Source organism: Streptomyces sp. NPDC053560 (assembly GCF_044544605.1).
Taxonomy (GTDB): Bacteria; Actinomycetota; Actinomycetes; order Streptomycetales; family Streptomycetaceae; genus Streptomyces.
This window is the reverse complement of the sequence record NZ_JBITXI010000010.1, coordinates 248,174-263,932: the sequence shown is the minus strand read 5'-3', so window position 1 is coordinate 263,932 and position 15,759 is coordinate 248,174. Positions and strand designations below refer to the sequence as shown.

The 15,759-nt window shown below is 73.6% G+C and carries 16 protein-coding genes; 9 read left to right on the top strand and 7 right to left on the bottom strand.

Annotated elements, in window-relative coordinates:
* The first annotated feature begins 41 nt into the window (after nucleotides 1-41).
* Entirely contained in the window at nucleotides 42-722 is a 681-nt protein-coding gene (locus ACIGQF_RS24975; RefSeq protein WP_399714146.1) for an HAD family hydrolase, read from the top strand.
* On the opposite strand, the gene ACIGQF_RS24970 is transcribed toward ACIGQF_RS24975, so the two are convergent.
* Complete coding sequence (locus ACIGQF_RS24970; RefSeq protein ID WP_362214243.1) at nucleotides 695-973, bottom strand: hypothetical protein; 279 nt, start codon at nucleotides 971-973, stop codon at nucleotides 695-697. The genes ACIGQF_RS24975 and ACIGQF_RS24970 overlap by 28 nt on opposite strands.
* A 181-nt stretch (nucleotides 974-1,154) precedes the next feature.
* On the opposite strand from ACIGQF_RS24970, the gene ACIGQF_RS24965 reads away from it, so the two are divergent.
* Nucleotides 1,155-1,538: a cold-shock protein gene (locus ACIGQF_RS24965; RefSeq protein WP_361559258.1), complete on the top strand. Its 384-nt coding sequence runs from the start codon at nucleotides 1,155-1,157 to the stop codon at nucleotides 1,536-1,538.
* Between the two features lie 58 nt (nucleotides 1,539-1,596).
* On the opposite strand, the gene ACIGQF_RS24960 is transcribed toward ACIGQF_RS24965, so the two are convergent.
* The 4 genes from ACIGQF_RS24960 to ACIGQF_RS24945 all read right to left on the bottom strand — a co-directional run bounded on the left by ACIGQF_RS24960 (nucleotide 1,597) and on the right by ACIGQF_RS24945 (nucleotide 5,215).
* Nucleotides 1,597-2,448, bottom strand: coding sequence for a 1,4-dihydroxy-6-naphthoate synthase (locus tag ACIGQF_RS24960; protein ID WP_399714143.1), 852 nt, complete (start codon nucleotides 2,446-2,448; stop codon nucleotides 1,597-1,599).
* The gene (locus ACIGQF_RS24955; RefSeq protein WP_399714140.1) at nucleotides 2,445-3,176 is read right to left on the bottom strand and encodes a futalosine hydrolase; all 732 of its coding nucleotides are present in this window, start codon (nucleotides 3,174-3,176) and stop codon (nucleotides 2,445-2,447) included. Before ACIGQF_RS24955 ends, ACIGQF_RS24960 begins: the two co-directional genes overlap by 4 nt.
* 29 nt (nucleotides 3,177-3,205) lie before the next feature.
* Entirely contained in the window at nucleotides 3,206-3,721 is a 516-nt protein-coding gene (locus tag ACIGQF_RS24950; protein ID WP_361559267.1) for a hypothetical protein, read from the bottom strand.
* A 108-nt stretch (nucleotides 3,722-3,829) separates the two neighbouring features.
* Nucleotides 3,830-5,215 (bottom strand): MFS transporter, encoded by a 1,386-nt coding sequence (locus tag ACIGQF_RS24945; RefSeq protein WP_399714439.1) that lies wholly within the window; start codon nucleotides 5,213-5,215, stop codon nucleotides 3,830-3,832.
* A gap of 405 nt (nucleotides 5,216-5,620) precedes the next feature.
* Between ACIGQF_RS24945 and ACIGQF_RS24940 the strand changes: the two genes are divergently transcribed.
* On the top strand, nucleotides 5,621-6,667 hold the full coding sequence (locus ACIGQF_RS24940; RefSeq protein ID WP_361559270.1) for a DUF3027 domain-containing protein: 1,047 nt from the start codon (nucleotides 5,621-5,623) through the stop codon (nucleotides 6,665-6,667).
* A 323-nt stretch (nucleotides 6,668-6,990) separates the two neighbouring features.
* Entirely contained in the window at nucleotides 6,991-10,272 is a 3,282-nt protein-coding gene (locus tag ACIGQF_RS24935; protein WP_399714135.1) for a sacsin N-terminal ATP-binding-like domain-containing protein, read from the top strand.
* A gap of 57 nt (nucleotides 10,273-10,329) precedes the next feature.
* Here the strand turns inward: ACIGQF_RS24935 and ACIGQF_RS24930 are convergent, their stop codons facing one another.
* Nucleotides 10,330-10,614, bottom strand: coding sequence for a DUF2530 domain-containing protein (locus ACIGQF_RS24930; protein ID WP_399714132.1), 285 nt, complete (start codon nucleotides 10,612-10,614; stop codon nucleotides 10,330-10,332).
* Nucleotides 10,615-10,870: 256 nt separating this feature from the next.
* Between ACIGQF_RS24930 and ACIGQF_RS24925 the strand changes: the two genes are divergently transcribed.
* Nucleotides 10,871-12,343: an NCS2 family permease gene (locus tag ACIGQF_RS24925; protein WP_399714129.1), complete on the top strand. Its 1,473-nt coding sequence runs from the start codon at nucleotides 10,871-10,873 to the stop codon at nucleotides 12,341-12,343.
* A 61-nt stretch (nucleotides 12,344-12,404) separates the two neighbouring features.
* Here ACIGQF_RS24925 and ACIGQF_RS24920 read toward each other — a convergent pair whose 3' ends face one another.
* Nucleotides 12,405-12,593 (bottom strand): ribbon-helix-helix protein, CopG family, encoded by a 189-nt coding sequence (locus tag ACIGQF_RS24920; RefSeq protein WP_361559279.1) that lies wholly within the window; start codon nucleotides 12,591-12,593, stop codon nucleotides 12,405-12,407.
* 131 nt (nucleotides 12,594-12,724) lie between these two features.
* On the opposite strand from ACIGQF_RS24920, the gene ACIGQF_RS24915 reads away from it, so the two are divergent.
* The 4 genes from ACIGQF_RS24915 to ACIGQF_RS24900 all read left to right on the top strand — a co-directional run bounded on the left by ACIGQF_RS24915 (nucleotide 12,725) and on the right by ACIGQF_RS24900 (nucleotide 15,688).
* Nucleotides 12,725-13,162: a MarR family winged helix-turn-helix transcriptional regulator gene (locus ACIGQF_RS24915; RefSeq protein ID WP_399714125.1), complete on the top strand. Its 438-nt coding sequence runs from the start codon at nucleotides 12,725-12,727 to the stop codon at nucleotides 13,160-13,162.
* A gap of 46 nt (nucleotides 13,163-13,208) precedes the next feature.
* The gene (locus ACIGQF_RS24910; protein WP_399714123.1) at nucleotides 13,209-14,609 is read left to right on the top strand and encodes an MFS transporter; all 1,401 of its coding nucleotides are present in this window, start codon (nucleotides 13,209-13,211) and stop codon (nucleotides 14,607-14,609) included.
* Nucleotides 14,610-14,865: 256 nt separating this feature from the next.
* The gene (thpR, locus tag ACIGQF_RS24905) at nucleotides 14,866-15,444 is read left to right on the top strand and encodes an RNA 2',3'-cyclic phosphodiesterase (protein WP_399714121.1); all 579 of its coding nucleotides are present in this window, start codon (nucleotides 14,866-14,868) and stop codon (nucleotides 15,442-15,444) included.
* Nucleotides 15,431-15,688, top strand: a complete 258-nt coding sequence (locus ACIGQF_RS24900; protein WP_399714118.1) for a hypothetical protein — start codon at nucleotides 15,431-15,433, stop codon at nucleotides 15,686-15,688. Before thpR ends, ACIGQF_RS24900 begins: the two co-directional genes overlap by 14 nt.
* The last annotated feature ends 71 nt before the right edge of the window (nucleotides 15,689-15,759 follow it).

The window sequence follows — 15,759 nt, the reverse complement described above, 5'->3', positions numbered from 1 at the left end:
TACGGACCGTGGCCGTGCGTGCCAGAGGCACAATGGCTGTCATGGCCACGCACACCTTGACGGTCGGCTTCGACCTCGACATGACCCTGATCGACTCCCGGCCGGGCATCAAGGACGCCTACGCGGCGCTCTCAGCGGCCACGGATACGTACATCGACACCGACCTCGTCACCAGCCGGCTCGGGCCGCCGCTGGAGCAGGAGATCCGCAACTGGTACCCCGAGGAGCGGGTCGCCGAGATCGCCGACCGTTACCGCGCGCTCTACCCCGAGCACGCCATCACCGGCACGCTCGCCATGGAGGGTGCGCGCGAGGCCGTCGAGGCCGTGCAATCGATAGGGGCAGGCGCGGAGCGCCTTCCGGCGAAGGGTGGTGGTGGGCGACGGGTGGGCGGGCGCGCCATCGTCGTCACGGCCAAGTACGAGCCCAACGCCAAGCTGCATCTGAAGCACCTGGGCATCAACGCCGACGCTGTCATCGGCTCGCTGTGGGCGGAGGGCAAGGCGGAGGCGCTGCGGGAGTACGGCGCGAGCGTCTACGTCGGCGACCACACCGGCGACGTGCGCGGTGCCCGGGCGGCGGGCGCGCTCTCGGTCGCGGTGGCCACCGGCCCGTGCTCCGAGGAAGAGCTGCGGGAGGCCGGCGCGGACGTCGTCCTGCCCGGCCTGGCCGCCTTCCCGGCCTGGCTGGAGGGCTACCTCGCGGACGCTTCGCGGGCCTGACGCCGCTGCGCCGCGATCGAGCGCAGCACTCCGGCCGCGGCGATCAGGAAGCCCGCGCCCATGAGCATGCAGACCCAGTAGAAGACGGGCGGCAACGGGTCGGAGCCGAGGAAAAGGGGCGTCATCGTCGCGAGCGTGGCGAAGGCGCCAATAAGGAACACGATCGCGCCGATCCGGACGAGAGCGTCCCCGGCGCGCGGACCTTCGGTGACCGCCGGGGCCGCACCCCGGACGGGAGGATTGTCAGACACACGACCAGGGTAAGTCCCCGCTCGGAAGCGTTGAGGAACCACCCGGCGACGTCTTGTCACCAGGCCCCGGACCATTAGCCTTGGTGCCGGCGGGTCCGCAGACCCGCTGCATTGCTATCCAGAGCTGTTGTGTGCGCAGCTACCCCCATTTTTCCCGACGAGTACGAGGACGAGGACAGACGTGCCTACCGGCAAGGTCAAGTGGTTCAACAGCGAGAAGGGCTTCGGCTTTCTCTCCCGCGACGACGGCGGTGACGTCTTCGTGCACTCTTCGGTGCTGCCCGCCGGCGTGGACGCACTCAAGCCGGGCCAGCGCGTCGAATTCGGCGTCGTGGCGGGCCAACGTGGTGACCAGGCACTTTCGGTGACCCTCCTCGACCCCGCCCCCTCCGTCGCGGCGGCCCAGCGGCGCAAGCCCGACGAGCTCGCGTCGATCGTGCAGGACCTCACCACTCTCCTGGAAGGCGTCGCGCAGCAGCTGGAGCGCGGGCGCTACCCCGACAGGGCGCACGGCGGCAAGATCGCCGGCATGCTGCGCGCCGTCGCCGACCAGCTGGACGTCTGAGGACGGCGGACCGGCCGTCCGGAAGCACCCCCGCGGGAGGTCCCGCGGGGGCCGGCCGTCATACGAACTTCAGCGCATCCGGGCCGAGGGGCGGTACGAGCCCCTCGGCCGCGGCACGGGTGAGCAGCCCGCGCACCGCCGCGTAGCCGTCCTCGCCCAGGTCCGCGCTGAACTCGTTCACGTACAGCCCGATGTGCTGGTCCGCGACGGCCGGGTCCATCTCCTGCGCGTGCTCCAGGACGTAGGGACGCGAGGCCTCGGGGTCCTCCCAGGCCATCCGCACGGACGTCGTGATCGTCCGGGCCAGCTCGCGCAGCCTCTCCTCGCCCAGCGACCGCTTGGCGATGATCGCGCCGAGCGGGATCGGCAGCCCGGTCGTGGTCTCCCAGTGCTCGCCCATGTCGGCCAGGCAGGTCAGACCGAAGTTCTGGTACGTGAAGCGGGCCTCGTGGATGACCAGCCCCGCGTCGACGAGCCCGTCCCGCACCGCCGGCATGATCTCGTCGAACGGCATGACCCGGACCTCGCCCACGCCGCCGGGCACCTGGTCGGCCGCCCACAGCCGGAACAGCAGGTACGCGGTGGAGCGCTCGCTGGGCACGGCGACCGTACGGCCCTTGAGGTCGGCCGGGGTGGCCGCGTCCTTGGTGAGCACCAGCGGCCCGCAGCCGCGGCCGAGCGCGCCGCCGCAGGGCAGCAGCGCGTACTCGTCCAGGACCCAGGGCAGCTCGGCGTAGGACACCTTCAGTACGTCCAGCTCGCCGCGCTCGGCCATGCCGTTGGTCAGGTCGATGTCCGCGAAGGTGACCTCGGGCGCGGCGGCGCCGGGGACCTTGCCGTGCGCCCAGGCGTGGAAGACGAACGTGTCGTTCGGGCAGGGCGAAAACGCGATCTTGAGCGCCTGGCTCATGGCGTGCTCCTTGAGTGCAGGGCTCGCGGCAGATCGGCGAAGGCGGCGGTGAGGGCGGCGAGCGCCTCCCCGATCCGCCAGGCGGCGCGGTCCCGCGGGCCGACGGGGTTGGAGATCGTACGGAGTTCCAGCACGGGCAGGCCGTGCGCCGCGGCGGCCTCGGCGACGCCGAAGCCCTCCATGGCCTCGGCGAGCGCGCGCGGATGGCGGGCCAGCAGCTCCGCGGCGCGGGCCGTGCTGCCGGTGACGGTGGAGCCCGTCAGGACGGTGCCGGGCAGCGCGCCGGTGGCCGCGGCGACGGCCGCGACCAGGTCCTCGGGCGGACGGTGCGCGTCGGTGCCGAAGCCGAGCGCGGTGACCGGCAGGAAGCCGCCGGGCGTCTCGGCGCCGAGGTCGGCGGCCGCGATCTCCTCCGCGACGACCAGCGAGCCGACGGGCGCGCCGGGCGCGAAGCCGCCGCCGATGCCGGCCGAGACGACGAGGTCGTACGAGGTCGAGGGGGACAGCGCGGCGGCCGTGAGGGCCGTGGCGGCGCCGGCAGCGGCGGCGGCCGGGCCCACGCCGGCGGCGAGGGCGTCGAGGGCGAACGGGCCCCCGGGGGAGTCGGACCGCACGGTGCGGTGCAACGCGAAACCGCCCGGCACGGCGATGCGCTCGGGCCGTCCCGCCGTCGCGGCGGTGACCGCGTCGCGTTCGGCGGGGACGGCGGTGACGACCAGGATGTGCATCAGGTGACCGGGCGGTTCAGGAGCGGCGCTCAGGAGGAGGCGCGCTCGAGCTTGATGTTCCAGACGCCGGTGTACTTGCCGCCCTTGGACGTCATGATCGAGATCGTCGCGGAGTCGGCCATCTGCTGGGTCTGCTGGTTGTAGAAGACCCGGTCGCCCTCGACCGACGTGTAGGTCTGCTTGCTCAGGCTGGTCACCGGCATGCCGTTCGCCATGGCGATCCAGCCCTGCTCGGCCATGTCCGGCTCGACGCCGAGGCGGACCTTGTCACCGGGGTGAATGGTGATCGTCTGATCCGGCTTCGCCGTCATGCACTTCTCGAACTTGGCCTGCTCCGCCTTGTTCTTGGAGGTGAGGTCGCCGATGGTCTTGCCGTCCTCGTAGCAGGAGGCTTCGGCCGTGACGGAGTCCTGGCCGGCGGTCACGGTCGCCCGCGGCGTGGGCTGGTCACAGGCGGAGAGGACGAGCAGTCCCAGGGACACGGCGCCCGCGGCGGCGGCGGCACGGCGGCCCTTGCCCCGGAGCGAGGAGGAGAACGCGGTCATGCGGGCAGGCTATCTGGCCGCCGGGCCCGCACGACGCCGGGGTACGGTGCGCGCTGCTCCGTGTGGAGCCGGTTACGCCACACGGGGGCGCCGCGCACGCCCCGGGGATCACGCCACACGGGGGCGCGCCGCGCCGTGCCCGTGGGCCGCGGAGAGGAGCCCCCGTACGGTCGTGGCGGCGGCCAGGGCCAGTACGCCGGCGGCCACGGCGAGGCCCAGGACGCCGTGCAGCGGCAGCGCGATGCCCAGCCCGCCGCCCACCACCCACGACAGCTGGAGCGCCGTCTCGGAGCGGGCGAAGGCCGAGTTGCGGAAGGACTCGGGGACGTCCCGCTGGATCAGCGCGTCCAGCGACAGCTTCCCCAGCGCCTGGCAGAGCCCGGCCGTGGCGGCGGTGGCAGTGATCATCACGCTCGCCAGTACGGCGTGGAGGACCGCGGCGGCCACCGTCACGCCGAACGACAGCGTCAGCACCACCGCGATGATCACCTCTGGGCCGCGCGCCCGCAGCCAGGCCCCGACCGCCGTGCCCAGCGCGTTCCCGGCCCCCGCCGCCACCGCCACCACCCCCAGCGACACCGCCGGGCTCAGCCCGCCCAGCGGGTGCTCGCGCAGCAGGAACGCCAGGAAGAAGGTGAGGAAGCCGGAGAGCGCGCGCAGCGCGGAGTTCGCCCGGAGGCCGCGCAGGGCGGACCCGCCGACGGTGCGCAGCCCGGGCCGCGGGCGGCGCGCCCGCCGCGCCGGAGGAATCCGCGCCTCGCCCCGCGCCGAGTCGACCTTGTGCGGCAGCGAAAAGGAGAGAAACGTGCCTGCGGCGAACACCGCGCACGCGCCGTACAGCGGCCAGGCCGGGCCGAGCAGATGCAGCCCGGCGCCCAGCGGCGCCGCCACGCCGGTGGCCAGCAGTCCGGCCAGGGTGACTCTCGAATTGGCCTTCACCAGGGAGAAGCGGCGCGGCAGCAGCCGGGGCACCACGGCCGAACGGACCACGCCGTACGCCTTGGACGACACCAGTACGCCGAGCGCGGCCGGGTACAGCTCCAGGCCGCCCGTGGCCACCGCGCCCGACATCGTGAGCGCCAGCACCGCGCGGGCCAGCATCGCCCCGGCCATCGCGGCGCGCCGCCCGTGCGGCAGCCGGTCCAGCAGCGGCCCGACGACGGGTGCGAGGAGCACGAACGGCGCCATGGTGACCGCCAGGTACAGGGCCACCCGGCCGCGCGCCTGGTCCGTGGGGACGGAGAAGAAGACGGTCGAGGCGAGCGCGACGGTGATCAGCATGTCGCCCGCGGAGTTCACCGCGTGCAGTTCGATCAGCTTTCCGAGGCCCGACTCGCCCGCGCCGTGCGCGTGTGTCGCGCGGCGGACGGCGCGCCCGGAAGCGGCGAACGGGCGGCGTACCGCGGCCCCGGCGGCCCGGCTCGCGCGGCCGACGGCCCGGCCCGCGCCACGGGCCGGGCCGCTGCCCTCGGTCGATGCCCTGGCGGCGGCCACGTCGTCATAGTGCCCGAAACGGCCCCTCAACTCGCCCAGGTGATGCCAGTTTCCACGAGTTTCCACGGGTTCCTTCCCGGGCGTGCGAGGGGTGGCGGAGGGGCCCGTGGCGGCTGCCGGTGACATTTGCCGCTCCCGCCGGGGGGTCGTACACGATTGAAGGGGTAGCGTGTGTAGCGCGCCACCGGCGGTCGCTCTTGGCCGCGCGCCTTGCCGCGATCCCGCAGAATGGTTCGTATAGGCGCGCTGCTTCTGGAGGGCTGATCGGGCGCGGACGTCGACGCGGTCCCCAGGTCCGCTCCGCCCGCCCCGGCCCGTCGGTCGTCCGGACAGGTTCAGGACGGCTCCGGCCGGCGCGCTCGTGAGACGGCGTGGAAGAGAGAATCGATTCTTGTGAGTGCTGCGATGCGAAGCCGTACGCCCGACCGCCTCTGCGCCGAGGCCGTCGAACTCGCCCGCGGGGCGGCCGAGGAGGCCGCCCTTCCGGGCATGGTCGGTGAGCACGTCGACGCAGTGGCCGACGGGGACCGCGTCGTCACCCATTTGTTCGAATGCAAGGAGCCCGGGTACCGGGGCTGGCGCTGGGCCGTCACCGTCGCCCGCGCCTCCCGCGCCAAGGTCGTCACGCTCGACGAGTCGGTGCTCCTGCCCGGCCCCGACGCGCTGCTGGCACCCGAGTGGGTGCCGTGGAGCGAGCGGCTGCGCCCCGGTGACATGGGCCCGGGCGACCTGCTGCCCACCGAGTCCGAGGACCTGCGGCTGGAGCCCGGCTTCGCGGCCGACGAGACGTTCGGCGACAACGGCGGCGTGGGCGTCCCGCCCGTCGCCCCCGGCTCGCCCGACGCGGACGCGGCCGGTCCGACCGCCGCGGACCGCGCCGACGCGGCACGTGCCGCGCGGAGCGCCGGCACCGAGGCCGCCGCGAGCGCCGACGAGGACGCCGAGGCGCGCCGGGGCCCGCTCGCGGAGCTGGCCGAGGCCGAGGACGCCGACGTGGTCGCGGGCACCCCCGCGCACCAGGCCACCGTGCCGGCCCGCGGCAGCATCGCCGCGGTCGCCGAGGAGCTGGGCATGGGCCGTGCCCGGGTGCTCTCCCGGTACGGCCTGCACACGGCGGCCGACCGCTGGGAGGAGGCGTACGGCGCCAAGACCCCGATGGCGCAGGCCGCGCCCGCCGCCTGCATGAGCTGCGGCTTCCTCGTACCGCTCGCCGGCTCGCTCCGGCAGGCCTTCGGCGTCTGCGCGAACGAGTTCTCCCCGGCGGACGGCCGGGTCGTCTCGCTGGCGTACGGCTGCGGCGGCCACTCCGAGGCCGCCGTGATGCCCAAGCCGCCGCGCCCGGCCCCGCCGGTCATCGACGAGACCGTCGTCGAGCCCATGCCGCTCCGCCCGGACCGCACCGGCGGCTCCGTCTCGGAGGGCGAACCCGCCGAAGAGCTCGGCCACAGCTGATCCACCGGGACGACGGCCCGCCGCCGCCGACCGCAGGCACGGGGCCGGGGACGCCGCACGCCGGGGACGCCCTGACGTACGTGGCGCCGGACGTACGCCCGGCCGCCGCGGCCGAGGGCCGAACCCCGGCGCGCGCCCGCCCCGCACCGCCTCGGCGTACGCCGGTGCGACGTACGGCTCGACACGCGCCCCGGTCGCGGACCCCCTCGTTCTCGGCCCGTTGGTGAGGCGTGTCGTACCCCGGCCGTTCGCGGGGCACCCGAGGCGGAAGAATGACGTGCGAAGCCGCCGCGGGGCGGGAAGCTGTGTGCGAGGGAGCAGTCGTGAGCCGTAGGGCGACCGTCCGGAATCCCGTCGATGGTGCGGACCCCTTCGGAGCCGCGCGGTTGCGGCGGGGCGTACTGGACGCCTGGGCCGGCTCTCCGGCCCGGTTCCGCGAGGATGCCAACGCCGAGGAGGACCTCGCGCTCGGCGGGTACCGCGACCGGCTCGTGGTCGAGCTGGCGCAGAACGCCGCCGACGCGGCCGCGCGTGCCGGGGTGCCGGGCCGGCTCCGGCTGACGCTGCATCCGGGCGAGGACGGTACGCACGCGGTCCTGGTGGCCTCCAACACCGGCGCGCCGCTCGACGCCACGGGCGTCGAGTCGCTGTCCACCCTGCGCGCCTCCGCCAAGCGGGACAGTGACGCGGCGGCGGGCGCGGTCGGTCGCTTCGGCGTCGGCTTCGCCGCCGTGCTGGCCGTGACCGACGAACCGGCGGTGGTCGGCAGGACCGGCGGCGTGCGCTGGTCGCTGGCCGAGGCGCGTTCGATGGCGCTGGATGTCGCGGCGCACAGTCCGGGCCTGGGCAACGAACTGCGCCGCCGGGACGGCCACGTACCGCTGCTCCGGCTGCCGCTGCCCGCCGAGGGCACGGCCCCCGAGGGGTACGACACCGCCGTGGTGCTGCCGCTGCGGGACGGCGCCGCCGAGGACCTGACGCACCGTCTGCTGGCCGCCGTCGACGACGCGCTGCTGCTGACCCTGCCGGGCCTGGGCGAGATCGTCATCGAGACGGCCGAGGGCGTCCGTACGCTGCGGCGCGGCGCGGACGGCCCGTACGTCGTGGTCGAGGACAGCGCGCGCGGCACGGTGCGCTGGCGCGTCGCCTCCGACGGCGGCGCCCTGGAGCCCGCGCTGCTGGGTGACCGACCCGTCGAGGAACGGCTGCGGCCCGCCTGGTCGGTGACCTGGGCGGTGCCGGTGAACGCCGAGGGCGAGCCGGTACGCCCGGCCACCGCGCCCGTCGTGCACGCGCCGACCCCCACCGACGAGCCGCTGGGCCTGCCCGCGCTGCTCATCGCGTCGCTCCCACTGGAGCCGACCCGCCGGCACGTCGCGCCCGGCCCGCTCGCCGACTTCGTGACCGAGCGCGCCGCCGACGCCTACGCCACGCTGCTCCGGGACTGGGAGCCGGCCTCCGTCGGCACCATCGACCTGGTGCCGGGGCCGCTGGGCAAGGGCGGCCTGGACGGCGAGCTGCGGCGGCTGGTGCTGGAGCGGCTGCCGCGGGTGCCGTTCCTGCCCGGTGCCGGCGCCGGCACCGCGGTGCGCCGCGAGGCCGACCGCGCGCTCGGCACCTGGCCGGAGGCCGACGAACCGGCCGGCGCCGAGGCCGACGGGCCGTACGTGCTGCGCCCCGTCGAGGCCGAACTGGTCGAGGGCGCGGGCGCCGAGACCGTCGCCGTCCTGGCCGAGCTGTTCCCCAGCCTGCTCCCCGCAGGGCTGGAGCGGCGGCCCGAGCTGCGCGCGCTGGGCGTGGCCCGGGTGCCGCTGGGCGAGGTCGTCGACCGGCTGGCCGGGGTGGAGCGCGCGCCGTCCTGGTGGCGGCGGCTGTACGCCTCGCTGGCCGGGACCGACCCGGACCGGCTGAGCGGGCTTCCCGTACCGCTCGCGGGCGGGCCGGCCGAGGCGACCGGGGGAGGCCGGACGACGATCGGCCCCCGCCAGGTGCTGCTGCCGCTCCGCGAGGAGGGCACGGAGACGGCGTCCCGGCACCGCACCCTGGCCCGGCTGGGGCTGAAGGTCGCGCACCCGGACGCGGTCCACCCGCTGCTGGAGAAGCTGGGCGCGGTGCCCGCCACGCCGCGCGCCGTCCTGACGACCCCCCAGGTACGCGCGGCGGTCGCGCACTCCCTGGAGGACGCGGAGGACGAGTACGACGTCTTCGCCGAGGAGACGGCGGACGGGCCCGGCGGCGCGCTGGCCGGCGAGGAACTGGCCGAGGCGGTGCTCGGGCTGGTCCGCGACGCGGGGCTGGCCCCGGGCGACGAGCCGTGGCTGGGCGCGCTGGCGCTGCCCGACGAGGACGGCGAGCCGGCCCCGGCCGGGGAGCTGGTCTACCCGGGCAGCGCGTTCGAGCGGGTCATCCGGGACGGCGAACTGGCCTGCGTGGACGAGGAGCTGGCGGCCCGCTGGGGCGAGCAGCCGCTGACCGCGGTGGGCGTGCTGGCGGACTTCGCGCTGGTCCGCGCCCAGGACGTGGTGCTGGACCCGGACGAGCTGGAGCCCCGGGACGGCGACTTCGCCGAGCCGGACGACACCGGGCTGCTGGACGCGGTGGACGTGTGGTGCGAGGACGTCCTCGACGGGTTGCCCGAGACCCCCGTGCCGCCCGTCGCCACCGAGATCGTCGCCGTACGGGACCTGGACCTGGTCGACGACGACGCCTGGCCGCAGGTGCTGGCCATGCTGTCGCAACCGCCGCTGCGGGACGCGCTGACCGCCCCGGTACGGGTCCTGCTCCCGGACGGCACGACGGAGACGGTGCGCCCGTACACGGCGTGGTGGCTGCGCGGCCACCCCGTGCTCGACGGACGGCGCCCGGCGGGCCTGCGCTCCGCGGGCGGCGACCCGCTGCTGGCGGGCCTGTACGAGGCGGCGGACGCCGGCGACGTCGACGCGCAGGTGCTGCGTGCCCTGGGCGTACGGACCTCGGTGGAGGCGCTGCTGGACGAGCCGGGCGGCGCCGCCGAACTGCTCGGGCGGCTGGCCGACGAGGACGCCGGGGTGACGGCCGCTCAGCTGCACGCCCTGTACGGCGCGCTGGCGGGGATGGACCCCGAACAGGTGACGCTGCCGGACGAGCTGCGGGCCGTGGTGGGGGAAGCGGTGCGGGTGGTGGACGCGGCCGACGCGGTCATCGCGGACGCGCCCGATCTGCTGCCGCTGGCCGGTGACCGGCCGCTGCTGCCGGTCAGCCCGGGCCGCGCCGCCGCGCTGGCCGAGCTGCTCCAGGTACGGCGGCTGAGCGAGGAGTGCGCCGCCGAGGTGCGGAGCGAGGGCACGGTGCGCGAGGTGCCGGAGGCGGTACGCGTGCTGCTGGGCCCCGACACGCCCGGTACGTACGTCGAGCACGACGAACTGCTGGTGACCGCGGACGGCGGGGACACCGAGCTGGACTGGCTGCGCGCCGCCGACGGCACGGTGCACGCGGCCACGTTCGAGGGCGTGGCGGCCGGGCTGGCCTGGGCGACCGGTCAGTGGCCGCGCCGCTTCGAGGTGGCGGCGCTGCTGGAGGACCCGACCCGTACGGAGGAGTTGGCGCGAGCGCGCTGGTTCGACTGACGGAGAGGTGCTTCGAGGGGCCTCCGCGCGGACGCGGGGGCCCGGATCACCCGGGGGTCAGGCGCCGGAACCGGCGGCCCGGCCCTCGGCGCTCTTCGCGGCCGCGTCGCGCTTTATGGCCGCGTCGCGCTTGCGGACGTACCAGATGCCGAGCAGTCCGAGGCCGGCGCCGGCCAGGCAGGTCCAGACCCACCAGGTGGTGCCCCGGTCGTCGAACCAGCCGTAGAAGGGCAGCTGGGCGAGGAAGAGCACGAACCAGATGACGGTGCCGCCGGTGACGGTGGCGACGACGGGCCCTTCCAGAGGGGCGGGGGCCTCGCGCAGTTCGGACTTCTTCCACATACCACCAAGCTTACGGCGGGTCGGTCCGCCGGCTGTCCCCGGCACTCGCGAACCGTGCCGGAACCCGGCCGATCCGGTCGGCACAGGGGTCTACGCGCGGAGATAGCGATCATCGTTTTGTTTATTCATACTGAACCTTTCCGGATCTGACCGGTTTCTGTCGTCTGATAGAACAAACCTGATCCGATTGTTGTGTGGTCCGTTTCTCCGGGCCGCCCGCGCCTCCCCAGGCCCGTTTCCTCTGAGGTCACCACCGATGCCCACCCCGGCCACCACCGAGGCCGACGCCGATTCCCCGTCCGGCGCCACGCCCGAGCCCAAGAACGGTCTCGACCGGTTCTTCCAGATCTCCGAACGCCGCTCCACGGTCGCCCGTGAGGTGCGCGGCGGTCTGGCCACCTTCTTCGCGATGGCCTACATCGTGATCCTGAACCCGATCATCCTGGCCGGCGGGCAGGACATGAACGGGCACCACCTGGACAACGCCCAGCTGGTCACCGCCACCGCGCTGATGGCGGGCCTGACCACCGTCCTGATGGGCGTCATCGGCAACGTCCCGATCGCGCTCGCGGCCGGGCTGGGCATCAACGCGCTGGTCTCGCTCCAGCTCGCGCCCCAGATGACCTGGCCGGACGCGATGGGCATGGTCGTCTGGGCCGGCATCGTGCTGATGATCCTGGTCGCCTCCGGCCTGCGGCAGCGCGTCATGGACGCGATCCCCAACGGGCTGCGCCGCGCCATCGCCATCGGCATCGGCCTCTTCATCAGCCTGATCGGCCTGGTCGACTCCGGCTTCGTCACCCGCAACCCGGACTCCGCGCACACCACCGTGCCGCTCGGCCTGGGCACCGGCGGGCAGCTCCAGGGCTGGCCGGTACTGGTCTTCGTGCTCGGCCTGGCGCTGATGTTCGTGCTGACCGTGCGGAAGACCAAGGGCGCGATCCTCATCGGGATCGTCGTCATGACGGTCGTCGCGATCATCATCAACACCGTCGCGGGGCTGCCGGACAGCGCCTGGGGCCTGGCCGTGCCCAAGATCCCGGACGCGCTGGTGGGCACCCCCGACTTCGGCCTGGTCGGTCAGATCAGCCTCTTCGGCGGCTTCCAGAAGGTCGGCATCCTCACCGGCTGCCTCTTCGTCTTCACCGTGCTGCTCTCCGGCTTCTTCGACGCGATGGGCACGATCATCGGCGTCGGCGAGGAGTCCGGTCTGACCGACGAGAACGGTCAGCTGCCGCGCATGGGCCGGATCCTGATGCTGGACGGCATCGGCGTCGCGGGCGGCGGCCTCGGCTCCTGCTCGGCCAACACCTGCTTTGTTGAATCCACCGCGGGCGTCGGCGAGGGGGCCCGTACGGGCCTCGCGAATGTCGTGACCGGCGGACTCTTCCTGCTCACGCTGATCTTCAACCCGCTCGCCACGGTCGTGCCGTCGCAGGCCGCCACGCCGGCCCTGCTCGTCGTCGGCTTCCTGATCATGGCGTCCAACGTCCGCGAGATCGACTGGAGCGACTTCACGGTCGGCATCCCGGCGTTCCTGACGATCGTCTCGATGCCGTTCACGTACAGCATCACCACCGGTATCGGTATCGGTGTCGTGGCCTACATCCTGCTGCGCGCCGCGACCGGCCGCTTCCGGCAGGTCCCGTGGCTGCTGAACGTCGTCGGCCTCTGCTTCCTGGTCTACTTCCTGCTCAACCCGATCGAGCAGGCGCTCGGCCTGAAGTAGTCACTGGCTCCCTCGGCTGTATCGGAGGAGCGCCGCAGAACCGCCATAACTGCCATAACCGCTATATCGGCGGAGCGGCGTAGAACCGCTCCGTCTCCTCGACCGACGTCTTGAAGCGTTCGTCGAAGTCCTCGCGCATGAGCGTCCGGATCACGTAATCCTGGACGCTCATGCCGCGTTTGGCCGCGTGCTGTCCGATGCGCTCCAGCAGCTCACTCTCGACGCGAAGGCTGAGCACTCTCGATCCCATGCGGTCAACGTTCCACGTCCGGCCCGTTCTGGCGCGTCACTTTCCGCCACCCTCTCACTCGTTTGGGTGATGCATGTAGTCCCGCACCCCTCGACTTTCTTTAGCGAGAGTAATGAGTTACGCTAACAAACATGCCGGAACTGTCCCTCGGTGACGACGACGCCGCCGTGAACGCGCTGCGGTCCGCCGTCATGCGCCTGTCCCGCCGGATCAAGCACCAGCGGGTCGACGAATCGCTGAGCCCCACCGAGATGTCGGTGCTGGGCACCCTCGCGCGCTGCGGTACCGCCACCCCCGGTGAGCTGGCCCGCAAGGAGCACGTCCAGCCGCCGTCGATGACCCGCATCGTGGCGATGCTCGAAGCCAAGGGGCTGGTCCGGCTGGAGCCGCACCCCGACGACCGGCGCCAGAAGGTCGTCATGCAGACGGAGCAGGCGGAGGAGATGCTCGAGGAGAGCCGCCGCAAGCGCAACGTCTGGCTGGCCGAGCTGGCCTCGGGGCTGGACGAGGACGAGTGGGAGGCGCTGCGTGCCGCCGCACCCGTACTGGAGAAGCTCGCGCACATGTAAGCCGCCGATGACCGTCATGCCACCGACCGCCGAGGAGGCGAACCACTTGAGTACGGGATCCGGAACAGATTCCGCCCCCGCACCGAACCCCGACGACGACCGCGGGACCGGCACTGCCCACGCCCCCGCGGAACCTGCTGCGGCTGCCGTCAAGCCGCGCAAGGGCACCTTCAGCTCGCTGCGCAACCGTAACTACCGTCTCTTCGCCACCGGCCAGGTCGTCTCCAACACCGGCACCTGGATGCAGCGCATCGCCCAGGACTGGCTGGTACTGAGCCTCACCGGCTCCTCGGCCGCCGTCGGCATCACCACGGCCCTGCAGTTTCTCCCCATGCTGCTCTTCGGCCTGTACGGCGGCGTCATCGCCGACCGGCTGCCCAAGCGCAAGCTGCTGCTGCTCACCCAGGCCGCGATGGGCTGCACGGGACTCGCCCTCGCGGTACTGACGCTGACCGGCCAGGTCCAGGTCTGGCACGTCTACCTCGTCGCCTTCCTGCTCGGCCTGGTGACCGTCGTCGACAACCCCGCCCGGCAGTCGTTCGTCTCCGAGATGGTCGGCCCCGACGACCTGCGCAACGCGGTCAGCCTGAACTCCGCGAACTTCCAGTCGGCCCGGCTGGTCGGCCCGGCCGTCGCCGGTGTACTGATCACCGCCGTCGGCAGCGGCTGGGCCTTCATGCTCAACGGCCTGTCCTTCATCGCGCCGGTCATCGGCCTGCTGATGATGCGGCCCGCCGAGCTGTACCCGGGCAAGCAGGTGCCGCGCGGCAAGGGCCAGCTCCGCGAGGGCCTGCGCTACGTGGCGGGCCGCCCGGACCTGATATGGCCGATAGTCCTGGTCGGCTTCATCGGGACCTTCGGCTTCAACTTCCCGATCTGGCTGACCGCCTTCGTCGACAAGGTCTACCACTCGGGCGCCGGCACGTACGGCCTGCTCAACACCCTCATGGCGGCCGGTTCGCTGGCCGGCGCGCTGCTCGCGGCGCGACGCGGCACCTCCCGCCTCCGCCTCCTGGTGGGCGCCGCGCTCCTCTTCGGCGTCCTGGAGATCGCGGCGTCCCTCTCCCCGTACTTCTGGCTGTACGCGGTCCTGCTGGTCCCGATCGGCATGTGCGGCCTGACGATCAACGTCACCGCCAACTCCAGCGTCCAGCTGGCCACCGACCCCGCCATGCGCGGCCGCGTGATGAGCCTGTTCATGATGGTCTTCATGGGTGGTACGCCGCTGGGCGCGCCGCTCGTCGGCTGGGTCACCGACGCGTACGGCGCCCGGATCGGCTTCCTCACCGGCGGCGTGATCTCCGCACTGGCCGCGGTGGGCGTCGGCCTGGTCCTGGCCCGCATCGGCGGCCTCCGCCTCCGCCTCGACCTCCGCCGAGGCCACCGCCATGTCGCCCTCGTCCCCCGCGAATCCGCCACACGAGACCGGGTGGCAGCGGCGGCGTGACGATCGCCGGTCGCAGTTCCCCGTGCCCCTTCAGGGGTGCGGGGAACTGTCGGTCAGAAGCCGAGACAGGTGACCTGGACGATGAAGACCCGTTCGCGGCGGACGACGACCTGATAGCGGAACATCCCGCCAGGGACGGGGTTTCCCCTTCACTGGGCAACCTTGTGAAGGGGCGCGACGGGCCGGGCTGCCGTCTTCAGGGCGCGGGGAACCACGTGGGCAACCGGGACGCTGCCGCGCACGCCAAAATGACCGCATGAGACTCTTCGCAGCGGTGCTTCCGCCGCAGGCGGTGATCGAGGAACTGGCGGCCGAGACGGCGGCCCTGCGTCGGCTGCCCGGCGCGGAGCGGCTGCGCTGGACCGGCCACGCGGGCTGGCACTTCACGCTCGCGTTCTACGGCGAGGTGGCCGACGGCATCCTCCCCGAGCTGCACACCCGGCTGGCCCGCGCCGCCCACCGCCACGGGCCGTTCCCACTGCGGATCAGCGGTGGCGGCCGGTTCGATCACAAGGTGCTGTGGGCGGGCGCGGCGGGCGGCCGGGAGCCGATGCGGCACCTGGCGGACGCCGCGGGGGCCGCGGCCCGGCGCGCCGGCGTGGACATGGACGAGCACCGGCGCTACACCCCGCACCTCACCCTCGCCCGCGCCCGGGGCGGCGAGGCCCGCGTGGACCTCGTCCCCTTCGCCGGCGCGCTCGCCGCGTACGAGAGCGAGGAGTGGACCGTGGCCGACCTGGCCCTCGTCCGCAGCAACCTGCCCGCCTCCGGCGTCCCCGGCGAACGGCCCCGCTACGAGACGGTGGCCTCCTGGCCGCTGGGTGACGGCGGCTGAGCGCGAGGGCGGCGCGACGGCCGCTGAGCGCGCGGGCCGCTGGGCGCGGCGGGCCCGGCGCCGGGCGGGACCCGTGGAGGACCCGGGGACAACCCCAGACACGACCCGGGGCGGTACTGGCTGCGGACCGGCCCGGCGGTCCGGTTACGCTCAAAGGGTGGACCCCAAGACCCGTAACCGGATCATGTCCGGCCTGCTCGCCGTGCTGCTGATCGTCGTCGTCGTGGCGGCCGCCATGCAGTGACGGCTGCGGCGCCGGTGCGTACGGCGGGGCCGGCTCCCGAACCACCCGGCCCGGGAGCCGTCCCGCGCGGT

Excerpts from the sequence above, each read along its gene's own strand:
- ACIGQF_RS24975 (WP_399714146.1), top strand. The coding sequence starts at position 42 with ATGGCCACGCACACCTTGACGGTCGGCTTCGACCTCGACATGACCCTG.
- ACIGQF_RS24960 (WP_399714143.1), bottom strand. The coding sequence starts at position 2,448 with ATGAGCCAGGCGCTCAAGATCGCGTTTTCGCCCTGCCCGAACGACACG.
- ACIGQF_RS24955 (WP_399714140.1), bottom strand. The coding sequence starts at position 3,176 with ATGCACATCCTGGTCGTCACCGCCGTCCCCGCCGAACGCGACGCGGTC.
- ACIGQF_RS24950 (WP_361559267.1), bottom strand. The coding sequence starts at position 3,721 with ATGACCGCGTTCTCCTCCTCGCTCCGGGGCAAGGGCCGCCGTGCCGCC.
- ACIGQF_RS24940 (WP_361559270.1), top strand. The coding sequence starts at position 5,621 with ATGCGAAGCCGTACGCCCGACCGCCTCTGCGCCGAGGCCGTCGAACTC.
- ACIGQF_RS24930 (WP_399714132.1), bottom strand. The coding sequence starts at position 10,614 with ATGTGGAAGAAGTCCGAACTGCGCGAGGCCCCCGCCCCTCTGGAAGGG.
- ACIGQF_RS24925 (WP_399714129.1), top strand. The coding sequence starts at position 10,871 with ATGCCCACCCCGGCCACCACCGAGGCCGACGCCGATTCCCCGTCCGGC.
- ACIGQF_RS24920 (WP_361559279.1), bottom strand. The coding sequence starts at position 12,593 with ATGGGATCGAGAGTGCTCAGCCTTCGCGTCGAGAGTGAGCTGCTGGAG.
- ACIGQF_RS24915 (WP_399714125.1), top strand. The coding sequence starts at position 12,725 with ATGCCGGAACTGTCCCTCGGTGACGACGACGCCGCCGTGAACGCGCTG.
- thpR (WP_399714121.1), top strand. The coding sequence starts at position 14,866 with ATGAGACTCTTCGCAGCGGTGCTTCCGCCGCAGGCGGTGATCGAGGAA.